At 74.0% G+C, this 3,208-nt stretch carries 4 protein-coding genes; all 4 read left to right on the plus strand.

The genetic code is table 11. The annotated features are described in order from the left end of the window. The first annotated feature begins 15 nt into the window (after positions 1–15). Complete coding sequence (locus tag PKE44_RS17025) at positions 16–510, plus strand: WYL domain-containing protein (RefSeq protein ID WP_324553646.1); 495 nt, start codon at positions 16–18, stop codon at positions 508–510. A 23-nt stretch (positions 511–533) separates the two neighbouring features. Next, a complete protein-coding gene (locus PKE44_RS17030) occupies positions 534–1,532 on the plus strand; it encodes an ADP-ribosylglycohydrolase family protein (RefSeq protein WP_324553648.1) in 999 nt (332 codons plus the stop codon). Positions 1,533–1,654: 122 nt separating this feature from the next. Further along, the gene (locus PKE44_RS17035; protein WP_324553650.1) at positions 1,655–2,554 is read left to right on the plus strand and encodes a DMT family transporter; all 900 of its coding nucleotides are present in this window, start codon (positions 1,655–1,657) and stop codon (positions 2,552–2,554) included. 165 nt (positions 2,555–2,719) lie between these two features. Continuing rightward, on the plus strand, positions 2,720–3,208 hold a 489-nt coding region (locus PKE44_RS17040), incomplete at its 3' end, for an HAD family hydrolase (RefSeq protein ID WP_324553653.1).

Consider the following 3,208-nt stretch of genomic DNA (forward strand, 5'->3'; position numbering starts at 1 on the left):
CTTGCGTATCTCGTCGTGGTGTTCGGCGATTACCAGGACCCGCGCTCTCTGGCCCTGCAGCGCATCCAGACCGCGCACGTGCTCGATGAGCCGGCGCGCCGGCTGCCGGGATTCGATCTCGATGCATGGCTGGCGCAGCGCGATTTCGATCTGCCGCTCGGCGATGACATCGAACTGCACGCCGTCCTCTCCCGCGAGCTGGAGGTGCTGCTGCGCGAACGGCCGCTGGCGCCGGATCAGCAGCTGGAAGCGGCCGGCGACCATGAATTTGTCCTGCGCGCGCGCGTTGCCGACACGATGCGCCTGCGCTGGTGGCTGCTCGGTTTCGGCGATCGCATCACGGTGCTGGGGCCGGACAGGCTGCGTGAGGAAATGGCGGCAACGGTCCGGCGCATGGCCGCGGTCTATGCAGGGGACGCGGCACGGGACAGCATGGAAACAAGCCGCACCCCAGCGACGGACATGGCCGTTTCTGCTGCGAGGAACGTGCAGACTGCCGCACATCGATGACCTGCCCGAGGAACCCTGCGCCCATGGACATCCTGAGCGATGACCCCGTGACCGACCGCATCCGCGCCAGCCTGCTCGCCGGCGCCATCGGCGATGCGCTCGGCGCACCGGTCGAATTCCATACGATCGGCCGCATCCGCGCCCGCCACGGCGTCCACGGCCTGCGCGACTACGTGCCGGCCTACGGCCGTCGCGGCGCGGTCACCGACGACACGCAGATGACGCTGTTCACGGCCGAGGGCCTGCTCGAAGCGCTGCGGGCGCCCGACAGCGCCCCGGGCAGCGCGATCGACGCTGCCTACCGCCGCTGGCTGCGCACGCAGCGCACGCCGTTTCCCGGCGCCGGGCGCGAGAGCGGCCTGCTCGCCGAAGCGGCACTCTGGGCGACGCGCGCCCCCGGCCATACCTGCCTGTCGGCACTCGCAAACCCCGGGCGCGGCCTCGGCGAGCGGGCCGACAACAACAGCAAGGGCTGCGGCGGGGTCATGCGCGTCGCACCGATCGGCCTCTGCCGCCGCGTCGGGGACCCGTTCGCGCTTGCCTCGGCCGCTGCGCGCCTGACCCACAACCACCCGAGCGGCTACCTCGCCGCCGCGGCCTTCGCGCTGCTGGTGCGCCGGCTGCTCGACGGCGAAGCCCTGCGCGACGCGCTCGCCGTGACGCTCGATCGCCTCGCCGGCGAACCCGGCCACGAGGAAACCACGGCCGCACTGCTCCAGGCCCGGGCGCTCGCCGAGGCCGGCGGCCCGGCCACGCCCGAGCGCCTGATGCAGCTCGGCGGCGGCTGGGTCGCCGAGGAAGCGCTGGCGATCGCGCTCTGGTGCGCACTGGTCGCGCCCGATCTCGAATCGGCGCTGCTGCTTGCGATCAACCACGACGGCGACAGCGACAGCACCGGCTCGCTGACCGGCAACCTGCTCGGCGCCGCGCTCGGCATGGCCGCGATCCCGGCGCGCTGGCTGGCGGACCTCGAACTGCGCGAGTGCATCGTGCGCGTGGCGGACGAACTCGCCGCAGCCTGAGCCCCGCGCCGCGCGTCCGGCGGCCTGTAAGCCCTGCATGCCGGCGATGCAGCCGGCGCAGGGCCGGGCCGGGGAGGGCTCGGCTAAGCTGCGCGCCCCCGTTCCTCCCGCCGGATTCCCGCATGTTTCCCCCGTCCGCATCCCCGGCGCATCGCGCCTTCGTCGCGGCGATGCCCGCGCTGTTCGTGCTGCTGTGGAGCACCGGCTTCATCGGCGCCAAGCTCGGGCTGCCGCACGCCGAGCCGTTCACCTTCCTCGCCATCCGCATGCTGATCGCCACCGCGCTGCTCGCCGTGCTCGCCTTCGCGACCGCCGCGCCGTGGCCGCGCACACCGGCCGAGGCGGCGCGCATCGCGCTCGCCGGGCTGCTGAATCAGGCCGGTTATCTCGGCGGCGTGTTCTACGCGATCGGCACCGGCCTGCCGGCCGGCATCACCGCGCTGATCGTCGGCTTCCAGCCGCTGCTGACCGCCGCGCTCGCCGGGCCGCTGCTCGGGGAGCGGGTCACGCGCGCGCAGTGGGCGGGGCTCGGGCTCGGTCTGATCGGCATCGTGCTGGTGCTCGCCGGGCGCGAGCACGCGGCCGGCGGGCAGATCACGCCGGCCGGCATCGCCTCGGCGCTCCTGGCGCTGCTGACCATCACCTTCGGCACCGTCTGGCAGAAGCGCCACTGCGGCGGCATGGACCTGCGCACCGGCGGCGTCGTGCAGTACGGCGCCTCGGCGCTCGCGCTCGGCGCCCTGGCCTTCGCCTTCGAGACGCGCATCGTCGACTGGACGCCGGCCTTCGCCTTCGCGCTCGGCTGGCTGGTGCTGGTGCTGTCGGTCGGCGCGGTCGGGCTGCTGTATACGCTGATCCGCCGCGGCGAGGTCGCGCGCGTCGGCAGCCTGTTCTACCTGACGCCGCCGGTGACGGCGCTGATGGCCTGGGCGATGTTCGGCGAACGCCTCGGGGCCGTGGCTATCCTCGGCATGGCGCTGGTGGCCGGCGCCGTGTGGCTCGCCAACCGCGGACCGCGCTGATGCCGATGCAGAAGCCCCGGCATCACGGCGCGGGTCAGCGGATCGGCACGGCGAGCCGGGGCGTGACGGGGCCGGGCTGAACTTGCGCCCGTCCCCGCGGGTACGCGGGTAAAGGCGGGGAATTTTCCCTGCCGGATCGGGATCGGCAGGGCGGGGCGACGGGCGATGACGAGAATCCGGGCGGTGCTGTTCGACTGGGGCAACACGCTGATGCGCGACCTGCCCGGCCAGCACGGGCCGATGCGCGACTGGCCGCACGTCGAGGCGCTGCCCGGCGCGCTCGAAGCGCTCGAAGCGCTGCGCGCGCAGGGCCTGCGGCTGGCGCTCGCGACCAACGCCGCCGACTCCGGTCCCGCCGACATCCGCGCCGCGCTGGCGCGCTGCGGGCTGTCGGCGGCGCTCGAACAGATCTTCTGCGCCCGCGAACTCGGCCTCGCCAAACCGGCCCGCGCCTTCTACGGCGCCTGCCTCGCCGGGCTCGACCTGCCGGCCGAGGCGGTGGCGATGGTCGGTGACGACTGGCACGGCGACGTGCAGGGCGCGCTGCACGCGGGGCTCGCCGCCGTCTGGCTGCAGGCCCGGCGCAGCCTGCTGCCGCCGGTGCCGGACGGCGCGTGCGTGACCACGATCGCCGCGCTCGGCGAACTGCCGGAG

The sequence above is a fragment of the Plasticicumulans sp. genome (genome assembly GCF_035331805.1).
GTDB lineage: Bacteria > Pseudomonadota > Gammaproteobacteria > Competibacterales > Competibacteraceae > Plasticicumulans.

Coding starts and splice junctions, on each gene's coding strand:
- PKE44_RS17030 (WP_324553648.1), top strand. CDS start 534: ATGGACATCCTGAGCGATGACCCCGTGACCGACCGCATCCGCGCCAGC.
- PKE44_RS17035 (WP_324553650.1), top strand. CDS start 1,655: ATGTTTCCCCCGTCCGCATCCCCGGCGCATCGCGCCTTCGTCGCGGCG.